The 20,286-nt window shown below is 27.9% G+C and carries 19 protein-coding genes and 1 tRNA gene; 14 read left to right on the top strand and 6 right to left on the bottom strand.

Annotated features, from left to right (window positions below; all coding sequences use genetic code 4):
- Positions 1–28: 28 nt before the first annotated feature.
- The 4 genes from T395_RS0102230 to mnmG form a co-directional block, all read right to left on the bottom strand.
- A complete protein-coding gene (locus T395_RS0102230; RefSeq protein WP_029512869.1) occupies positions 29–1,402 on the bottom strand; it encodes a M17 family metallopeptidase in 1,374 nt (457 codons plus the stop codon).
- A gap of 89 nt (positions 1,403–1,491) precedes the next feature.
- Positions 1,492–2,925 carry a trigger factor gene (gene tig / locus T395_RS0102225; protein WP_029512868.1) on the bottom strand — a complete coding sequence of 478 codons (1,434 nt, stop codon included), beginning with the start codon at positions 2,923–2,925 and terminating at the stop codon, positions 1,492–1,494.
- A 69-nt stretch (positions 2,926–2,994) separates the two neighbouring features.
- Positions 2,995–3,441: a 23S rRNA (pseudouridine(1915)-N(3))-methyltransferase RlmH gene (locus T395_RS0102220; RefSeq protein WP_029512867.1), complete on the bottom strand. Its 447-nt coding sequence runs from the start codon at positions 3,439–3,441 to the stop codon at positions 2,995–2,997.
- On the bottom strand, positions 3,428–5,272 hold the full coding sequence (gene mnmG, locus T395_RS0102215) for a tRNA uridine-5-carboxymethylaminomethyl(34) synthesis enzyme MnmG (protein WP_029512866.1): 1,845 nt from the start codon (positions 5,270–5,272) through the stop codon (positions 3,428–3,430). The genes T395_RS0102220 and mnmG overlap by 14 nt, the downstream gene beginning before the upstream one ends.
- Positions 5,273–5,328: 56 nt before the next feature.
- Between mnmG and T395_RS0102210 the strand changes: the two genes are divergently transcribed.
- The 13 genes from T395_RS0102210 to T395_RS0102140 all read left to right on the top strand — a co-directional run bounded on the left by T395_RS0102210 (position 5,329) and on the right by T395_RS0102140 (position 17,360).
- Positions 5,329–5,404: transfer RNA gene (locus tag T395_RS0102210), tRNA-His, on the top strand.
- A 123-nt stretch (positions 5,405–5,527) separates the two neighbouring features.
- A complete protein-coding gene (locus T395_RS0102200; RefSeq protein ID WP_029512865.1) occupies positions 5,528–5,884 on the top strand; it encodes a YigZ family protein in 357 nt (118 codons plus the stop codon).
- Positions 5,885–5,888: 4 nt separating this feature from the next.
- Complete coding sequence (locus tag T395_RS0102195; RefSeq protein WP_029512864.1) at positions 5,889–6,461, top strand: dephospho-CoA kinase; 573 nt, start codon at positions 5,889–5,891, stop codon at positions 6,459–6,461.
- Between the two features lie 47 nt (positions 6,462–6,508).
- Positions 6,509–7,456 (top strand): DnaD domain protein, encoded by a 948-nt coding sequence (locus tag T395_RS0102190; RefSeq protein ID WP_029512863.1) that lies wholly within the window; start codon positions 6,509–6,511, stop codon positions 7,454–7,456.
- A 14-nt stretch (positions 7,457–7,470) separates the two neighbouring features.
- Positions 7,471–8,361: an ATP-binding protein gene (locus T395_RS0102185; RefSeq protein WP_029512862.1), complete on the top strand. Its 891-nt coding sequence runs from the start codon at positions 7,471–7,473 to the stop codon at positions 8,359–8,361.
- A 98-nt stretch (positions 8,362–8,459) separates the two neighbouring features.
- Positions 8,460–10,607 carry a helix-hairpin-helix domain-containing protein gene (locus T395_RS0102180; RefSeq protein ID WP_029512861.1) on the top strand — a complete coding sequence of 716 codons (2,148 nt, stop codon included), beginning with the start codon at positions 8,460–8,462 and terminating at the stop codon, positions 10,605–10,607.
- A 176-nt stretch (positions 10,608–10,783) separates the two neighbouring features.
- The gene (locus T395_RS0102175) at positions 10,784–11,605 is read left to right on the top strand and encodes a Cof-type HAD-IIB family hydrolase (protein WP_029512860.1); all 822 of its coding nucleotides are present in this window, start codon (positions 10,784–10,786) and stop codon (positions 11,603–11,605) included.
- Between the two features lie 110 nt (positions 11,606–11,715).
- Complete coding sequence (locus tag T395_RS0102165; protein ID WP_156933074.1) at positions 11,716–13,386, top strand: energy-coupling factor transporter transmembrane component T family protein; 1,671 nt, start codon at positions 11,716–11,718, stop codon at positions 13,384–13,386.
- A complete protein-coding gene (locus T395_RS0102160; RefSeq protein ID WP_029512858.1) occupies positions 13,386–14,399 on the top strand; it encodes an ABC transporter ATP-binding protein in 1,014 nt (337 codons plus the stop codon). The genes T395_RS0102165 and T395_RS0102160 overlap by 1 nt, the downstream gene beginning before the upstream one ends.
- A 73-nt stretch (positions 14,400–14,472) precedes the next feature.
- On the top strand, positions 14,473–15,408 hold the full coding sequence (locus tag T395_RS0102155; RefSeq protein ID WP_029512857.1) for an RluA family pseudouridine synthase: 936 nt from the start codon (positions 14,473–14,475) through the stop codon (positions 15,406–15,408).
- A complete protein-coding gene (locus T395_RS0102150) occupies positions 15,392–16,345 on the top strand; it encodes a hypothetical protein (protein WP_029512856.1) in 954 nt (317 codons plus the stop codon). Before T395_RS0102155 ends, T395_RS0102150 begins: the two co-directional genes overlap by 17 nt.
- Positions 16,346–16,383: 38 nt before the next feature.
- Positions 16,384–16,983: a ribonuclease HII gene (locus tag T395_RS0102145; RefSeq protein WP_029512855.1), complete on the top strand. Its 600-nt coding sequence runs from the start codon at positions 16,384–16,386 to the stop codon at positions 16,981–16,983.
- Positions 16,984–17,012: 29 nt separating this feature from the next.
- Complete coding sequence (locus T395_RS0102140) at positions 17,013–17,360, top strand: hypothetical protein (RefSeq protein WP_029512854.1); 348 nt, start codon at positions 17,013–17,015, stop codon at positions 17,358–17,360.
- A gap of 18 nt (positions 17,361–17,378) precedes the next feature.
- On the opposite strand, the gene smpB is transcribed toward T395_RS0102140, so the two are convergent.
- A complete protein-coding gene (gene smpB / locus T395_RS0102135; RefSeq protein ID WP_029512853.1) occupies positions 17,379–17,819 on the bottom strand; it encodes an SsrA-binding protein in 441 nt (146 codons plus the stop codon).
- A gap of 48 nt (positions 17,820–17,867) precedes the next feature.
- A complete protein-coding gene (locus tag T395_RS0102130) occupies positions 17,868–18,182 on the bottom strand; it encodes a thioredoxin family protein (protein ID WP_051617809.1) in 315 nt (104 codons plus the stop codon).
- A gap of 229 nt (positions 18,183–18,411) precedes the next feature.
- Here T395_RS0102130 and T395_RS03390 point away from each other — a divergent pair, with 229 nt between their 5' ends.
- The gene (locus T395_RS03390) at positions 18,412–20,169 is read left to right on the top strand and encodes a coiled-coil domain-containing protein (RefSeq protein ID WP_036458408.1); all 1,758 of its coding nucleotides are present in this window, start codon (positions 18,412–18,414) and stop codon (positions 20,167–20,169) included.
- Positions 20,170–20,286: the final 117 nt, after the last annotated feature.

The raw sequence follows: 20,286 nt of genomic DNA, 5'->3' as shown, positions 1-20,286 counted from the left end.
GAAAAAGTCCCCAAATCGGGACTTTTAATTACATTAATGCTAATTCTGTTAATGTGTGAACCAAAACACCTTGTGGTTCTTCATTAATTTCTGCTGTTCCAGCAACGTCACAGTGAATGTATTCAACACCTTCTGTGAATTCTTTTAAGAACATAGCAGCTGAACATGAACCACCCATTCCTGAAAGATCTGTGTTTTTCAAGTCAGCAACTTTAGATTTTTTGATATTTACAGCGAAAGCTTCATCAAATGGCATTCTTCAAACTAATTCGCCACCTCTTTTAGCAGCTTTAGAAATATCTTCTCATGCTTGTTCTGATGTTGCTCAAATACCGGTGTAAGTTGTACCAAGTGCAGAAAGAATTGCGCCTGTTAAAGTTGCAACATCAATTAAACGAGTTGCTTTTAAGTTTCTTACAGCATATGTTAAACCATCTGCCATTACTAATCTACCTTCAGCATCTGTGTTGTTGATTTCAACTGTTTTACCGTTCATTGATGTTCAAACTGAGTCAGGTAATGAAGCATCACCATTAACTCTGTTGTCTGTAATACACATAACAGCAGCAAAATTTTTCTTAGGTTTCAATTGAGCAATAGCTTTCATTGTTGAAGCTACAATAACTGAACCTGACATGTCAAATTTCATGCCTAACATGTGTCTTGCGCCTTTTAATGAGTAACCACCAGAGTCGAATGTAATACCTTTACCAACTAAAACGGTTTTTTCTTCACTTTCAGGGTTTCCGTTGTATTCAATTACAACAACACGTGGTTCATACATGCTACCACGGTTAACTGATAAAAGAAGACCCATTTTGTTTTCTTCAATTTGTTTCTTGTTTAAAACAGTAACTTTTAAGTTTTCGTATTGTTTGAAATCGTTAGCAACATAATCAGCTAAATATTCTGAGTTGCAAACGTTAGGTGGCATAATTTGTAAGTTTCTAGCAAAGTTTGTTGCCTCAGATAAAATAATTTCTTTTTCAAAAGCTTCTTGAACAACAGCTGGAACTTCTTCTAAGTAAGGTAATAATTCATAATTTGATTTGCAACCTGTACATGTGGTTTTTTCTTTGAATAATTCAGCTTTAACAAAGTAAACTGCTCTAACCAAAGCAGGAATGATTGCGCATTTGCAGATTTTGTCAGTTTTGAATGAAGCAATATCTACTAAATATGTTCTACCTTGAGAAGCTAAAATACCTTTAAAAATGCCAACTAATGATTCTTCTGTTAATTTATCTTTTTCTCCTAAGTAAATGTATGCAACATTTTCATTAAGATATTCTGTAATTTGACCTTGTTTTTCAATTAAATGAGGTTTTGCTTCGTCGCCTTTAAAAAAGGCTTTTAATAAAACATCATTTGTTTTTTTAGTTAATATTTCTTTAAATAACATATTAATCCTTTCATTATTTATAGTTATGTAAATTTTACAACACTATAAAAAAAATAACGCCCAATGCATTATTTTTTAAATATTAATTATTATTTTTCTTTTTTAGCTTCATCAGCTTTTGTTTCTTCAGTAGCTTTAACTTCAACTAATTGATCGATAGCTTTATTTGCATCTGCTAAAGCTTTAGCAAATTCTTCAGCACCTTTACTGTTGTATTTAGCTAAAATAGCTTGTTTAACTTTTAAGTCTTCAATTTGCAATGCTAATCTTTGTTTTGATTGCTCTGTTGAGTTGAAGAATGAATTAACAACATCATATGAAATACCTGAAGATAAAGCGTGGAATTTAATTAATTCTTCAAAATCTTTTTCTTCAACTTTTATATCTTTTCTTAATTCTTCAATTAAGTGTCCAATTACTAATGAACGTTTAACATTTAATAATTCTTCTTTAGCAATTAATTCATCTAATTGTTCTTCGTTTTGGCCTAATAATTCAAGGTATTCTTGGAATTTAACATTTTGTTGTTTAAGTAATGCTTTAATTTGATTTTTCTTTTGAGCAATAGCATTTCCTAAAACGTTTTTGTGAACATTAATTTCATTGTTAGCAATTACATCAGCAAATAATTGATCAATATATTTGTCAAGTGAAAGAAGAGCATATTGTTTTTGTAAAATTACGCTAATAATTTTTTTAGCATCTTCAACTGTTTTAACTTTGTCACCAAGGTTAAGTAATGAAACATTTTCTTCATTTAATTTAATTTCTTGTGGTCTTTTAGCTTCTTTAATTGTTACATCAAATTGAGCTTTTTGACCGGCTAATTTAGCAACTGGATAGCTTTCTGGGAAAGTAACTACAACTTCGCCTTTTCAGCCAACTTTTTTGCCAACTAATTGATCTTCGAATGTGTCGATAAATGTTTTACTACCTAATTGTAATGGGTAGTTTTCAGCTTCCCCACCTTCAAACGGTTCATCATTTACATAACCTTTGTAATCAATTGTCACTGTGTCGCCTAATTGTGTTAAGTCTTTATCACCTAATGGCATTAATAAAGCATCTGAGTTTAATCTACTTGACATGTATTTGTTAATTGCTTCGTCATTAACTGGGTCCAAAACAAATTTAGCATCTGATTTTGTGTAATCAACATTGTCTAAATCTGTTTCAAGAGGGTAAACAAATTGCATTTTAAGTTCTGTTTCACTTATACTTTCAACATTTAATGAAGGAACATTAACAGCTCTTTTATTTTCAGCTTTAACTTCGTCAAAGAATTTAGTGTGGTTTGCACTAATGTACATGTTTACAGCTCTATTTAAAACATCACCCATATTAATGTGTTTGTCAATAATGTTTTGTGGAGCTTTGCCAGGACGGTATCCTTTAATTTTTAATTTTGAAGAAATTTCTTTCTTTGCTTTTTTAACTAAATCTTCTCAATCTTTGCCTTTAACTTCTACTAATTTAGAAATTTCAGAATTTTTAGCATCTAAAACTATTGTTTTGTTTGACATTTTGTCTCCTTTTTATCTTTTGATAAATATATTATTTAATTTTAATATAAAAACTTAATTTTATATTTACTACTTATGATATTTTTTATTATTTTGAATCATGAAAGCACGATAAATTTGTTCAGCAAGCATAACTCTAAACAATTGATGTGGGAAAGTCATTTCAGAAAATGAAATTTTATAATTCGCATTAACTAAGTTTTCAATAACTCCATCTGAACCGCCAATTATAAAAGTTAAATTGTCGTTTTTAACTATTTCATAGGCGAATTGTTCAGATTTATATTGTTTGCCTTTTAAAGAAAGTAAAACAATTTTTGTGCCTTGATCTATATTTTCTAAAATCAGTTTAGTTTCACGCAACTTTTTTTCTTCAAGATTTTTGATTTCACTAAACTCTTTGATTTCAACCTGTGTAAATGAACAAAAGTGTTGAATGTTTTTTATGTAATCGTTAAAAATTTTTTTAATGTCTGGAGATAATGAGCCCACAGCAATTAATTTAATTTTTTTCATTATGTTTTTTGCTTTCTAAATGGAAAAGAAGCATTTGAATATCTGCTGGATTTATACCACTAATTCTACTTGCTTGACCAATGGTTAAAGGACGAATTAATTTAAGTTTTTGTTTTGCTTCAGTGGCAATATTTACAACACTGTCATAATCTAAATCGCTTGGAATTTTATAATTTTCTAATCTAACAGCTTTATTAGCATCGCTTTTTTGCTTTTCAATATAGCCATGTAATCTAACCATAATGGTTAATTCATCAGAATAAGGAAAGTCACCTAACACATCAATTGGATCAACTTCTGGTCTTGCTAGTACTTTTAACAGAGTTTGTCCATTAAAAATACCGTATTTTTCAGCAACATCACTTTTTCCAGAAAGGAAAGTGTTATTTAATTCTTCGATTTTGTCATCAATCATTTTGTATTTATTGATAACTTGATCATATTCCTCTTTAGTAATCATATTTGCTGATAAAGCATAATCAGCTAAACGAATGTCTGCATTATCGTTTCTAAGTAATAATCTATATTCTGCTCTACTTGTAAGCATTCTATAAGGTTCTTTTGTGCCTTTAGTTACTAAATCATCAATTAAAACCCCTATGTATCCATGATTTCTTAAGATTACAATTCCTTCTTTATTTTCTAATTTTTGACCGGCATTAATTCCAGCTATTAAACCTTGTGCGGCCGCTTCTTCATAACCACTAGTTCCGTTGATTTGTCCAGCTGTAAATAAACCATGAACAACTTTAGTTTCCAATGTAGGAAGTAATTGAAGTGGGTCAATAGCATCATACTCTATGGCATAAGCTCATTTTTGCACTTTAGCATTTTCTAAGCCTGGAATAGTTTTGATCATTTCTGCTTGAACTTCAATAGGCATTGATGTTGAAAAGCCATTTACATAAGTTATAGAACCATCAGCTGTTTCAGGCTCAAAGAAAATTTGGTGTCTTTCTTTTGTTGAGAATTTGACTATTTTATCTTCAATTGATGGACAATATCTAGGTCCGATTCCTTCAATTAACCCTGAATACATAGCGCTTTTATCTAAGTTTTCATTAATTATTTTATGTGTCTCAGGTGTAGTATAAGTTAAATAGCAAGCGATTTGCTTTGGTAATTTAACATTTGATCTGTTTGAAAAACTTAAATTAATATCATCTAAAACTTCTTCTGTTACTTTTGAATAATCAATTGAATCAGAATAAATTCTTGGAGGTGTTCCAGTTTTTAATCTTTGAATTGTAAAACCTTTTTCTAACAATGATTGACTTAATTTTGAAGTTGTTCTCTGATTATCAGGTCCACTTTTTGTTACATCAGAACCTCTTAAAATCCTTGAATCCATGTATGTACCCGTTGTAATCACACCAACTTTAGCTAAAATGGTTTCACCATTTTCTAGTTTAACACCTTGGAAATTGTTATTTTCATCAGTAAGAATTTCTTCAACAACGCCTTCAAGAAGTAATAAATTAGGTTGCTTTAAAACGTATTCAAGGGCTAATTGACTATATTTTTCTTTATCAATCTGCGCTCTTAAAGCTCTAACCGCTGGACCTTTTGATTGATTCAACATTTTAAGTTGAATCATAGCTAAATCGGCTCAATAACCTTGCATTCCACCCAATGCATCAATTTCTCTTGTGATAATTCCTTTGGCAGGCCCTCCTATAGAAGGATTACATGGCATCATACCTAAACGATTTTTATCAAGTGAAATAAGTAAAGTATTGTGTCCTTTTTTAGATAAAGCGAAAGCAGCTTCTAAACCAGCATGCCCACCGCCAACTACTATAGCATCATAATTTTTAATATTTTTGTTCATAATAAAATATTTTATATGTATTTAGTTAATTTGATATATAATAACTAAGCTATTTGGCGAATGTGGTGAAGTGGCTAACACAGCGGGTTGTGGTCCCGTCATTCGCGGGTTCGAATCCCGTCATTCGCCCCATTTTTTTTATTTCTTTTTTAATTTAGCAAAGCAACAGAAATTTTGTTGCTTTGTTTTTTAAAATTTAAGCTATTGTCATTTGCTAATTTATTAATATTTTTAAACATATATAATTTAATAATTATGGATAAAACACCTGCTTATTTAGAAATTAAAAAATCGAAGTTTTATAGTTATGCTTTTGATATCAAAAATAAAGATGATTTAGTCGCCATACTTGAAGACTTAAGAAAAGAATATAAAAAAGCGACACACATTTGTTATGCATATGTTTATATTGAAAACGGTGTGATAAATTCAGGGGCAAATGACGATGGTGAACCAAAAGGCACAGCGGGCAAACCTATTCGTGAAGTAATGATGTTAAAAAAAATAGAAAACAAAGCAGTGTTTGTTGTTAGATTTTTTGGAGGTAAAGAGCTTGGCGCTTCTGGTTTAGTAAAAGCTTACAGAAAATGTGCTACATTAGCTCTAAGTTAATTTTATGATTGCGATAATTGGAAAAAGCGGGGCAGGTAAGTCAACCCTATTAAATTTTTTGACAAAGCAGGGTTATCAAACTTTTAATTGTGATAATTTTATTGAAAAAGAATACAAAAAAGACGGTTTTTTATTTAAGGCTATAAACCAAGAAATAGGCACTTTTTTAAATGATGATAATGGCATATCTAAGGACAAGATCAAAACATGAATTGCCCAAAACAACAATAATATAAATGTATTAGAAAAATGTATATACCCAATATTAGGCAATGCTTTATCTTCCCAAAAATTTGATTTTGTTGAAATACCAAATTTAGATTCAAAAAATTATGATTTTTTTTCTTTGTTTTCTGGCGTTTTATGCGTGTCAATTTTTGAAAAAAATCGCTTAAAAAATCTCTACAAAAAAGGTGTGGATAAATTCACAATTAAGTGAATAAATCAAAAAAACGACCCAAAAAGAATAAAAAAAGCACTTTTTGGCAAAAAACCAATTGTGGATATCTATGCTTATAACATAAGCACAATTTTAAGAAATCAGAAAAAAATGGATTATCTAATTTCTCTTCTATAAAATAGCATTACGGTCAAAAATTTAGAGGCTAAAAAAGGAGAAAAATTATGCATAAATCATTAAAATATTCTTCATTTAAAATCCAGTTTGAAACTTCAATTTCTGGAGAAGATTTAAGAAATTTACGCAAGTTTTATACTCCAATAATTGGTGCAGACGCTATTGCTTTATATGAATACTTAAGAGATCTAAGCTTAGTAGAAAGTAAAATTACAGGTTATAAAAATTTTGATAATTTAGCTGTCTTATTAAATATTTCTGCGACCAAGTTAAATGCTGCTAGAAATAAACTGGAATCATTGTCATTATTATCAACTTACCAAGATGATTTTAGAAAAGTTACATTATTTCAATTAGAAAAACCGCTTAACAATAAATCATTTAATAGAAATCCTATTTTAAGCACAAAATTAAAGGAAATCATTGGTAAAGAAAATTACAATGCTTTAATTAATGAACATAAAGTTAATGAATTAATTAAAGTTGAAGATTTACAAGAAATTTCAGCTACATATGATGATATTTTTGATTTTGAAGTTGAAACAGAAGATGATCAACACGAGAAAATTATTAATGATCTTTTTTCAACTCCAAGTTCTTTATTGTTGGAAAATACATATGAATTTGATAATTTATATGAAGCAATTTTAAAATCTCAACCAATTAAATATTATGAACAATTGTTAAAATGCGATGCTGAAGATGATGTTTTTGAATTAGTTGACTATGCTCAAGAATTAGGTTTTGAAAATCAAATTATTAATTTAGTGTTTTGATATTCTTATGAAATGAATAGCAAAGTAGTTATTCCACATGTTCAAACTATCTTAGAAGATTTTAAAAGCCAAGGAATTAATGATTTTGAATCTATTGAAAACTATTTAGATTCATTAATAAAAAATAAAAAAGGCAATATAGTAACTAAAAAAACATTATGAAAAGCTTCATATATGACGGGATTAACTAAAGAAGAAGGTTTATTATCACAATATTAGTAGGTTAAATCAACATGAAAAAAGATTTTGAAATGAATTATGAAATATTAGAAAACCTTCCAAATGAAAAATTAAGCTCAAGAACAATGAATTACTTAAAATCATTTAGCTTTCTTCAAGAATTATTTAATAAATTTGAAATTACTGACCAAGAAATTAGAGAGAATTTAGAATTTTTTCTTGAGGCAATTGCGGCAATTGAAAATCCAGGCAAATACCCATATAAATATTCATTAAAAAGAGCAAGTGATGGCAGTATTCAAACTAAAAAAACCTTTCATTTAAATTCAAAATATAAAAAAGAATTTTTAAAGAATAAAAACTTACTTTTTACTGAAATTAATTACCCCGACCATAAATGTTGATTTAATAGTATTTCATACAATACATCGAACAAAGCAATTAATAAAAAAGAAATTATCAACAAAATTAAGTTTTGAATTGCTAACCCCAACAATACGGAAAACATAAATTTAAAAAATATTTTTGTTTATTCGGCTGAACAAAGTGGAAAAAGCTTTTTATTACAAGCAATAGCTAACTATTGTGCTTCAGAGAATTTAAAAGCATCTTATTTAAAAGCAAATGATTTACAAAGATATGTAAATAATTTAATTGCTAATAAAATTGGAGCCGAACACTTTATCCAACAATTAAAAACAAAACCTGATATTTTGATAATTGATAATTTTTCATTAATTAGACCAAGAAATTATTTTTTAAATGATGTTTTAGGTGAAATTATTAGTTATCGAATTGAAAACAACAAAATGATGATTTTTGCCTCTACTGATGACTTTAATTTTTTAGTAAATGTATTTACCAAAGAAGTAGAAAAAAACTCGCACATTACTAGTTCATTAATGAGAGACATAAGTAAAAATTTTGAATTTATTGAAATTTAATTTGACTAAAAAGTCTATTTCATAGGCAAATTAGTCTTTTTTATTTATTTAGATATTATTAATAAAGTACTATAATGGTTATAGTTAAAAGGAGAGAAATGAATAATTCAATAAAAAATGTTGCAAATAAATTGCAACTAAATGAAAACCAAATTAACACTGTGTTAGATTTACTTAGAGAAGGAGCAACAGTTCCATTTATTGCTCGTTATAGACAAGCGCAAACAGGCGGTTTAAATGAAGAAATCATTCAACAAATTGATGATTTATATCAATATGATGTTGAACTTAATAAAAGAAAAGAAGCAATAATCACAATTTTAAAAGAAGCAAAATTATTAACACCTGAAATTGAGCAAAAACTTTTAGTAGCTGAAACAAAAGCAGAAGTAGAAAATATTTATGAACCATTCAAAGTTGGTAAAAAAACCAAGGCTTCTGATGCAATTGCTTTAGGTTTAGAACCCTTAGCTAAAGCAATTTTTGAAGCAAACGACGATAAATTTAGCCCATTTAATGAAGCTAAAAAGTATTTGAATGACAAAGTCCCAACGGTTGAATTCGCCATTGAACAAGCACAATTCATCATTAGCCAATGAATTTCACAAGATGTAGAAACTAGAGAATATGTTAAACAACAAATTTTCAACTTTGGAACTATAGAAACAAAGAAAAAGAAAAATGACAATGATCCCGAAGAAGTTTTTGCAATATACTATGAACACAGTGAAAGAGTAAATAGAATTCCCAACCATAGAATACTAGCAATATCTAGAGCTGAAGAAAGAAAAGTTATTTCATACGACATAAAGTTCAATGAAAATACCATTAAATATGAACTTAACAACAAATTTTTCAAGATTAAAAGGACAGGAACAATCATTTACAATTCATTAACAGACGCTTTAGATCGTTTAATTTATCCATCAATAATTAGAGAAATCAAAAATGATTTATTTGATAAAGCAGAAAAAGAAGCTATCAAAATTTTTGCTGAACAAGTAGAATCAATGCTTATGTGACCTGCTGTCAAAGGCAAAAAGATTTTGGCAATTGACCCAGGTTTTGGGCACGGATGTAAAATGGCTGTTTTAAATGAAAACGGTGATTTAAGAGAAGTTTTAAAAATGTATCCAAATGCGCCACAAAACGAATTTAATAGATCTAAAGAAATAGTTAACAAAATTTTAGATAAATACGACATTGATATTATTGTTATTGGTAATGGAACAGCATCAAGAGAAACAGAAGAGTTTGTTGCCAAAGTTCTTAAAGAAAGAAAAGGCAAATATATTGATGAACACATAGGTTATTCAATTGTTTCTGAAATTGGAGCTAGTGTTTATTCAGCTTCAGAATCAGCCAACAAAGAATTTCCAAAATTATCAGTAGAAGAAAGATCAGCTGTAAATATCGGTAGAAGATACCAAGATCCATTGAATGAATTAGTTAAAATTGATCCAAAATCAATTGGTGTTGGCCAATATCAACACGATTTGAATCAAAAAGAATTAAATAAAGCTCTTGATTTCAAAGTAAATAAAGTAGTCAATTTAGTCGGCATTGATTTAAATAGCGCAACAATTGACATCTTGCAACATGTCTCAGGTTTAACTAAAAAAACTGCTGAAAACATTGTTGAATATAGAAAAGTAAACAATAAATTCTTGGACAGAGAACAATTAAAAAAAGTTAAGGGTCTTGGTGAAAAAGCTTATGAACAATGTGTTGGTTTTTTACGCATTTATGACTCTAAAAACTTTTTTGATAAGACTAGTGTTCACCCTGAAAATTACCAATTAGCTTATAAAATAGTTGAATTATTAAACATTGATTTATCAGATATTGATATAGCAACATTAGAAAAAATAAATCAAGAAGAACTAGCCGAAAAATTAAATAGCAATATATATGATGTAAAACAAATTATTGAAGCATTAATAAATCCAACAAAAGATATAAGAAGCAATAAAGAAGGTTACAAGATTAAAGAAGACATTCTTAAAATTGAAGATTTACAAACCGGCATGGTGGTAGATGGAACAATTTTAAACATAACTGATTTTGCTATTTTTGCTTATATTGGCCTTAAACAAACAGCTTTTATTCACGTTTCAAAAATTACTAAAGACAACAAAAAAATAAACAACGTTTATGATCATTTCCATCCCGGAGATACCATAAACATTGAAATTATCGAAATCAATCAAGCTAAAGAACAGGTTAAAGGTTCAATCAAATTATAGAAACACAGCATTGCCTGTGTTTTTATTTTTAAAGCATAACAGTGCCATTAAAGGCTTTTATTAGAAAAGTATCAAAGAGTTTATAACATTGTTCAAAAACATAAAAATTAGCAAAAAGTCAATTTTTACTAAAAACGAATTAATAAAATTAATATTTATTAATTTATAATAAACATATGAAAAAAGAGAATAATACAAAAATAATATTTATAGACTTAGACGGTACAACCCTAGATATTAAAGAAAAAGGACAGGCTTTTGTTAGTCAAGAAAACGTTGATGCAGTTCAAAAATGTTTACAAAAAGGAATTCAAGTAGTAGTTTCAACCGGAAGAGGTGAACTTAAGAGAACTTTCGAAATTAATGAAAAATTAGGCTTAGGAAAAAATATAATTTTTTGAAACGGAAGTAAAGTAATTAAAAACGGCGAAACTATTTTTGAAAAGCATGTAAAAAAACATGTTGTATCAGAACTTTTTAAATTAGCTGAAAAACACAGAATAACAACTATTTTGAATTCGGATTTTAGAAACCATAGTTATACAAAATCAATCTTTTTTAAATTAGGCATCTTATTTAAAAAAGGTAACCCTAAAAAATATGAACATTTCCAAAATAATTTTGAAGTGTATAAGCTTATTTTTTGGAATCCAAAACAAAAGAAAGTTGATGAATTTTATAAATTATTAAGTGAAAAATTCAGTGATGAATTAACAGTTTCATATGCCGGAGAAAAAAATAATTTCTTAGAAGTTACAGCTCTTAATTGCTCAAAAGGCGAAGCAGAAAGAATTTATGCCGCTAGTGAAAATGTTGACCTAAAAGATTGTGTGCATTTTGGTGATTCAATGAATGATGCTTCAACCGCTAATGTAGTAGGAACTTTAATTGCAATGGCTAATGGTGTTAGACCCCTTAAAGAAATTGCTAATATAGTTAGCGAATTTGACTATAAAAATGGCGGTTTAGCCAAAACCATAGAAAAGTATATTTTATAATGTTGGCGTTTTTAAAATTACAATTAAAACTTTATTTTAGACACAAATCATCTTATATAGTACCGCTTATTTTAGGCCTATTTTTTATAGCTATAAGAGGAGCACTTTATTTGGCGATCAAAAATACAAATGAAGTAGCAAACATATTTAATTCATCTTTTCTTTCGAGAAATTTATCTGCTTTTGCGCTATTTACAACATATGTAATTGGTACTTTTACGGGAATGACTATATTTTTCAAATATCGCCAGGAAGGTTTAGAACTGATTTCTTTCTCAAAGCCAATTAGCAGAACAAAAATTTATTTTGCTAATATTTTTGCTACATTCATAGGGTCTTTTTTTTCCTTATTAGTATGTTTAATGGGCAATTTCATTAGCATAGCAATTATTCCACAACTAACTGTCTGATTTGCCTTTTCTTCAACATTAGCAATGGGAATAGCCATAGCATTGGGTTTAATTTTTATTATTGGTATTTCAGCAATTGTGCAACTTTTTGTTGAAGTGAAGCTTTTTCAAATTTTAATTGGTGTTATTCCATTTTTTATATCAATGATTTTTTCAATAATATATCAACCTCTTGTTAGTGACAACATTAAGATTTATGATTCAATGAGAAATAGATTAGTTGTTCCGCTAGGCAAAGATATTTCTAAAATGAATCGACAAGTTGATAGACTAAAAAATGAGTTGAATAATGATTTTGATGTTTTATTAACAAATAAAACAGCCTATCAATATTTTGAAACATATAATAATGAGCCAAACTATACTACCCAAATTGAAGCAATTAATGAATATAACAATTCATTTTATAGAAAAATTTATTGACTTAACTATAGTGAATATTTCTATAGAACATTTATATTATTCAATAACGACATAATTTCTGATTACAAAAAACCAACTTATACAAAACTTGATGTAATTAAAGACGGAGAGATCAATAGTTATTTAGAAAAATTTGCTATTAATAGCGACCAAAATATCTATTTTAAAGTTCACGACGAAAAAACCAACATAGAAAATTATGTTCTATTAGGGTATAACTTAAACAAGTTTATCAACTTATTTAATAATTACAATACTAACGCAAGCGAGAATAGTGGTGTTATAGGCAATCGCTATCTTAATTACACCTCTTCGCTATCATCAACAGAGAAAAATTTAAATAATCTTAAATTAATTAATCTTCTTTTATGAGGTAAGCTTTTAGGCTTTGATAGAAAGTTATTTTTAACTAACATTGAAAACAATTCATTAGGTGTTTATGATGTTGAAAAAGACTATAAAACAGCTAGTTTAGAAAAAATTAAACAATATTTAACAAACATTGGCAATGATGAACAAGTAATGGGCTTTGTGCAAGAATTAGTTGAACAAATTGCTCAAAATATTCAACCAAAAATTGATGAATTGGCAAGTGTTTCTGAAAGATATGCCTACAATGAAATGATGAAAAAATTTGGCGAATTCAAAGAAAAGCTAACTTTAATGCTTAAAAACACAGTTTTAACTTCTTTAACAGGCTTACAAATAAGCGAAGAAAAATTAGTTGTTGAATGAACAGAATTAAATGATTTAGCTAATAAAGATGTTGAAAATCTCAATTTACATGACAAAAACTTTGTAACATTCTATGTTATGCAAAACAATTTGATTGAATTTAGTAGAACAGATGGCTTTAACATTTATGTTGCAATTTTAACACCAATAATAATTGGTTTATTGGCAATAATTGCCGGCTGAGCAATTTCTTTAAAGAAGGATTATAAGTAATGAAAATTTGAAATTTATTTACAAAAAAATACTGAAAAAATAAACAAGAATTAAGACACAAATTTAAAGAAATAGCCAATAAAAAAACAGAAATTGATCCGAACTTAGCCTTATCAATTAATAATTTAACCAAAGTTTTTTATTTAGACAACGGTGATTTCAAATTTGCATTAGATGAAGTGACCTTTAAAGTCAATAAGGGAGAATTTCACGGTTTCATTGGAGATAACGGTGCTGGCAAGACAACAACAATAAGATCTATTTTAGGTTTTTATCCTTCAGCTAAAGGTCAAATTTATGTTAATGGCACTTTTCATACTGATGTTCGTTCAAGAAATAGCATAGGCTATATTCCTGAAATAGCAATTTTCCCTAAAAAATTAAATGTTAGAGAATACCTAATGGAAATGGGAAAAATGTCTAAGCTTTCTAAAAATCAAATTAAGAAAAAAATAGATGAATTAATAGCTAAATTCAACTTTGATGAAAAAGATTTAAATAAAAGCCCTTTTTATATGTCTTCAGGCCAAAAGAAAAAAGTGCTTTTAATGCAAGCTTTATTAAATGATCCAGAAATTTTAATATTAGATGAGCCAGCAGCGAACTTAGATCCAACAGCAAGATTAGACTTTTTCCATTTGATTAAAAACCTTAATAAAGAAGGTAAAACCATTTTTATATCTAGCCATATCTTGTCAGAACTAGAGCAATATATTGATAGCTTTACAGTATTGCAAAATGGAAAAGTCTTAGACAGTGGAAAAGTTATAGACAAGTTAAAATCATTTGGTTTTAATAAACAAATGAGTTTAGCAAATTATGATACCAAATCTTTTGAAGAGTATTTAATTCAGAATAAAATTCAATTTAAGTTTCAAAACAACAAATATTTTTTAAATGTTAATGATAAACAGATTAACCAAGTATTATCTTATTGTCTTCAAAAAGGCTATGAAATAGTTAATTTGGGCGATGTGAAATTGAATTTAAACAATCTTTATTTTGGAATTTAAAAATTTGCAGATTAATTATTAGTCTGCTAATTTTTAATATCTTAAATCTTTAATATTTATTATAATAATTATTATGTTAAAAATAAATGTAGAATACAAAGACAGAATTGACAAATATATTTCTGATAATTCAAATATTTCAAGAAACGATGCTAAGCAATTAATTTTAGAAGGTGCTGTTTCAGTAAATGATGATATTTTAGTTAGAAAACCTAATTTTACAGTTGACGAAGGAATGAAAATTACAATTACTAAGTTAATTGATAAAGAAATTAATGTTTTACCAAAAGAAATGGATTTGGACATTGTTTATGAAGACGATGATTTAGTAATATTAAACAAGCCATCTAATTTAGTTGTTCATCCAGCACCAGGGCATTACGATGACACATTAGTTAATGGTTTATTACACCACTTTAAAAACAATTTATCAAATGAAAATGGTTTACTAAGACCTGGAATAGTTCATAGAATAGACAAAGACACTAGCGGTTTATTATTAATTGCCAAAAACAATGAAATTCACAATCAATTAGCTGAAATGTTAAAAAAACACGAAATCAAAAGATCATATGTGGCTATTGTTGAAGGTTTATTGAAACACAAAAATATGAAAATCAATTTACCATTGGCTAGACACAAATCAGACCGCAAAATGATTGATGTGAACAAAGATGGTAAAGAAGCAATCACTAATGTTAAGTTAATAAAAACTTTTTACTTAGATAAGAAACCTTATTCATTAATTCAGTGTGATTTAGAAACTGGAAGAACGCATCAAATTAGAGTTCATATGGCTTATTTAAAACATCCAGTTTATGGAGATGCAACTTATGGAACAAAAATTGACGATTTCGGCCAAAGATTGCATGCTTACAAATTAAATTTTGTTCATCCGAGAAGTGGCAAAGAAATTGAAGTTTATGCGCCAATTCCTAAAGAATTTGATATAGCTGATTTCGATTTTGAAGCTTTAAAAAAAGGAGATAATAATGGAACAAACAAATAAAACTTCTAGTTTTAAAAAATTCTTTTCAACAGTCTATGGTTCTGAATATATAAAAAATGCCAAAGACCCTAAAGAACTTTGAAACAAATATGAAAAACCTTATTTTAGATATGGAATATTTGGCACATTAGCTTCATTTATAGTGGTTTTCGCAATTTTTCTAACTAAATTTGTTTTGACAATTGTTAATAAACAAGAACTGATTAGAGAAATTAGTTCATCTTATGCAGGACAAAAATCAGGCGAGGAAATCACCAGTCTATATAACGGCAGTTTAGCTTGGAGCGGTGTTATCTTAGTAATTTCTATGCTACTATTGTTTTGAATTTCATATGGAATAATAATGTCATATAAAAGTAAAACATTTTTAAAAATTTCAAGAGTACCTTTAATGTTATTCTTTGTTTATCTATTTTCTACAATAATTAATTTTATTTTATCAATTACAAATTATGGTGATTTATGGAAGTCAGCTACTGATTATCCAGCAAAAATTACACTAACTATTATTGAAATAGTTAGCATGCTTGTGTTTTTAATTTTATATATTGTTTTTGTGAGATTGGTTTCAAGAATTCAAGCAGCATTTGTTAGAGCAACACAATATCAACAAATGTTAAAACTTCAAGAAGATTTAGCAAAAAGTGGTATTCAAAATGAATTTTTAGCTAATTTATTTGGAGCGCCAATTGATAAAGAAAAGAATATAAATGAAGAAACAACATCTTCAACTTATACAGAAGAAGATGTTAAAGAAACAGTTGCTAAGAGCCAAAGAGAACAAAATAAAGAAAAATTAATGGAACAACCAAATTCAAAATTATTTGAAATAGCTGAAAAGTTATATATTAGAGGTTATCAGTCAATGACAAGAGAAGAATTAGTTGAAACCATTTTAAATTCATTAAATAACACAAATAATACTAATAATAATTAACCAAACTTTGTTTGGTTTTTTCTTTTGGGAGAGATTTTATGTTAGATTTTGAAATAAAAAATTGTCAAGAATTTGAATTAATTTTAGGATTAGACGAGGCAGGTCGTGGCTGTTGTGCCGGACCTTTAGTAGTAGCAGGAGTAATATTACCTAAAAATTATGTCAATACTGAAATCAACGATTCAAAGAAACTTAGCTTAAGGAAAAGAGAACAATTATTTGAACAAATAATTAAAGATGCATTAGCCTATAAAATAGTTGTTTTGGCATCAAAATATGTTGATCAACATAATCCAAAGCAAAGTTCTAAAAATGGTATGGAACAAATTTGCACTGAAATTGAAATTAAACCAGATTTAGTAATAACAGATTTTGAACATTTGCCTAATATATCTATAAAACAGCTTAATTTGGTAAAAGGCGATTCAATTAGTATTAGCGTAGCTGCAGCTTCTATTTTAGCAAAAGTTGTCAGAGATAAAATAATGGAAGAATGAGATAAGCGTTTTCCTAATTACGGCTTTAAACAACATAAAGGTTATAACACCAAATTACATCAAGAAAAATTAGAACAATTTGGACCATCACCCATTCATCGCAAGAGTTATAAAAATGTCCAAAAAGCAATAAAGAAATAAATGATTAAATTTAATATATAATAAATATAATGATTAGTTATTTTACAAAAGTATATCAATCTGCTGATTTAAAAAGCATTTCAACAGATAAAGATTACACTTGAATTTACATTTTTACAACAATTCTTTTTCTTTCTTGTTTAGTTGTTGCTATAGTTCTTTCACTATATTTGACAAAATACAAAAAACACTGAAGACAAGCCAGAATTGATGTAATTAATTCACAAAGAAATAAAAAAGCCATTTCGGAACAAACCTATAAAGATTCTTTGAAATACATTTTTATGATTTTGGCTATTGTAATAATTGCTATTACTGCTTTTGCTGCCATTGCAACTAATTGTGGTTTCTTGATTTATCAATTTATATTTCATTAAAAATATTACTAGTGGTTGCTAGTAATATTTTTTAATTTGCGCTAAATATTTGTCATTTTCTTTTTTCTTAATTTCTTCTCTTTTATCGGCCTTATTCATACCAACAACCAAAGCAATTTCTAATTTGATTCTGCTTTGGTTGTTAAAATAAATTTTTTTAGGAACAATTGTCGCATTTCCCAATTTGTCTAATTTACTATTCAATCTGGTCAATTCATTTTTATGCATTAATAATTTGCGTTCTCTAGTTTCATCATTTTTTTGAAGCATATAACTTTTGAAAGTAGCGTTATATAGAAATAATTCGCCACTACGAAAGAAACAATACGAATTAGTTAAGTTAACGGTTTGAGCTCTAGCTGATTTAACTTCTCAGCCATCTAAAACCATACCCGTTTCATATGTGTCTATTATTTTATAATTATGTAAACCCCTACGATTTTCGCTAATAATTTTCATAATTTTAATTATATAAAAATATTAAAAAAAGCAGTTTTACTGCTCATTTTAAAGATGTTTTTCAACTTCTTTAACAAATGTTGGATAAGGCATATAGCCCAAACCTTCTTGAACAACTTCTTTATTTTTTAAAATAAATCAAGTAGGCATAGACATAACTCCAAATTTTCTAGTTAATTCTGGATATTTATCAACATCTACACGATAAACAGGAATATTGTTAGTTTTAGCTAATTCATCCAAGGTAATTTTAAACATTTTACATGGTGCACATCATGTTGCGTGGAATACTAAAACATATAATTCTTCCTTGTTTGCAATTTCTTCTTCGTATTCTTTTTGAGTAATTTCTTGTACTATCATTTTGCTCCTTTATAGTGAATATTATAAATTAAATAGCAAAAAGTTAAAAAATAAAGAAAAAAAGTGCTAAAAAACTATTTTTTGATATTTTTATAATTGTTTTACTGCTATGAATTTAATTTACAAAAAAATTGAAAAATAATAATATAATTCAAATATATAATATGCATATTTAAAATTAATATTAATATTTAAATATAAAAAATATAAAAGCAAAAGGATAAATATTATGAAAAATAAATTTAAAAAATTAAGCTTTGTTTTGGCTCCTTTAGCAGCAACAGCTACTATTGCACCAATGGTATCAGCTGCTCCTGCTTATGAAACAAAAATTAATTCAATGACTCAAGAAGAATTGAAAAAAGCATTAAAAGATGTTTTAGATTCGTTAATGGACCACACAAGTGCAGATCAGGCTGTTCAAGAATTTAATAGGGCAGAATTGTATTTTAATTACTATAAACGTGTGGTATCAAACGCCTTTTATAAATTATTTCCTGAAGAGAAAAAACCAGAAATAACTTTCGACTTTGGCGCTGAATGATTAACCGAAATGAAAAAAGGTTTTGACACTTATTTCAAAGAAAATATTGAAAAGTATGTTAATGATGGTAAATACGATGCTGCTGTTCAAATGGCAAAACTCACAGGAAAATATGCTCAAGAAGTATGATTTGAAAAAGAATTGTTCAATACACTTATAAAGTTCTATGAAAAAGAAAAACTGGGACAATATAAAGAGCTTTATGTTGAAGCACATAATGAATTAAAAGAAGAAATAGCTTCTGCAGACCCAAGTCCTTATGGATACGATAACAAAATTAAACCATCAATGATTTTAGATAAATATGTTAAAAAAGTATCAGCCAAAATTGCAGAAGATTTAGCAGAGCTAAAAGGAACAAAAGCAGAATTAGAAGCGAAAAAGGCTGAACTTGAATCAGTAAAAACAGAATTAGAACAAGTAAAAGCAGAATTAGAAGAAACTAAAGCTAAATTGGCTGAATCTGACCAAAAATTAAATTTAATTGATGGCTCAGTAAAGACAATTTTACAAACTCTTCAAAATAACAATATTGTTCTAATTACAGACAAAGTTACTACCTTAATGAAAGAACTTAACGAAACATACGGATTGGATAATCAAAAAAAGGTTGATTTAGGTAAAAATTACTACTTCTTAGGATTATTACCATTAAGCCAAGAAGCTATTAAAGGGGCAATGGAAAGTATTAAACAAAAAGAATACTGATTAACAGTTCAACAAATTACTACCGCTTCTTCACACTATGGCGACATGATTACTCAATATGTTTCATTAGAGGGCATTAAATCATTATTAGCGAACATGTCAGAAGAAACAAAAGAATGATTCATGCAAGAAGCTAACAACATTAAAGATGAAGTTATTAGAGCAAAATCACAAGAATATGCTTCAATGTTAAATGGTGAACCATATGTTCCTCGTACATCAGATCTTTATGAAGCATATGCTAAAGCAATTCTTAAAAAGTTAGAACAAAGCAATCAAAACAAACAAGCAGAAATTGACAGATTAAAAGCTACAATTCAAAATAATGAAACTGCAATTGCTGAAAAAGATGCAAAAATTAAAGAATTAGAAGATCAAATTAAAGTTCTTACTGCTAAAGCTACAAATGATAACGATACAAAAATAGCTGACGTAGTTACAGACATTAATAATATTTTTGAGAAAAATAATTTATCAGAATACAAATTACCAGAAAATGCTCAAAAAGACTATGTTATTGCAACCTTAACAAAAGTAATCGGCGATTTATTAGCTAAGTCAAATAATGTGACTCCAACACCAACCCCAACTCCTGGAAACAACAGCAATTCAACACACACAGTGGAAGACCGTTGATGAGTACCATTTATTTCAGTTACATCAGTTGCAATCTTAATATTATTAATCTTATTTGGTTTATTAATTCACCGTTTAAGATACTGAAAAAAACGTTAATGAATAATTAATTGAGAAAACGAAATAAACTAGGACAAGAAAAGTAGACAGAAAATAAAAACTGTCTACTTTTCGTTTACAATAAGAGAAAGGAGTTTACAAATGGCTAAACAATTG

It is taken from the genome of Mycoplasmopsis iners ATCC 19705, from assembly GCF_000701805.1.
GTDB classification, from domain to species: Bacteria; Bacillota_I; Bacilli_A; order Mycoplasmatales; family Metamycoplasmataceae; genus Mycoplasmopsis; species Mycoplasmopsis iners.
Note: the sequence above shows the minus strand (reverse complement) of the source record. Positions and strands in the feature narration are given on the sequence as shown.